General features: G+C 67.9%; 1 protein-coding gene. It reads left to right on the forward strand.

What is annotated here, in order from left to right:
- Positions 1–44: 44 nt before the first annotated feature.
- On the forward strand, positions 45–386 hold a 342-nt coding region (locus ADK41_RS41610), incomplete at its 3' end, for a transposase (RefSeq protein WP_053670225.1).

A 386-nucleotide genomic window follows, 5' to 3' on the forward strand; every position in this document is an offset into this window, starting at 1 on the left:
CTTGTCTCACGTGGTGTGAGGTTGATGCGGCATGATGCCGTGCCATGGGTGTTGGTTTGTCGCAGCGGTTGGTTCCTGACGAACTCTGGTCGCTCGTCGCACCGTTGCTGCCTTCGTTCGCTTCCCGTCCGCAAGGCGGAGGCACGGCCCCGGTGGATGAGCGAGCGGTGTTCACGGCCGTGGTGTACGTGCTGACCAGCGGCTGTGCCTGGCGGCACCTGCCGGAGACATTCGGTGTCTCGCCGGCCACCGCCCATCGCCGGTTCTCCGCATGGACCAAGGACGGACTGTGGCGACGGCTGCACCAGGCCGTTCTGGACGAACTCGGCGCCCGCGGCGAGGTGGACTGGACCTCGGCGATCGTGGACGCCGCCTCCGTCCGCGCG

Origin of the sequence: Streptomyces caelestis (assembly GCF_001279005.1) — a bacterium.
GTDB classification, from domain to species: domain Bacteria; phylum Actinomycetota; class Actinomycetes; order Streptomycetales; family Streptomycetaceae; genus Streptomyces; species Streptomyces heliomycini.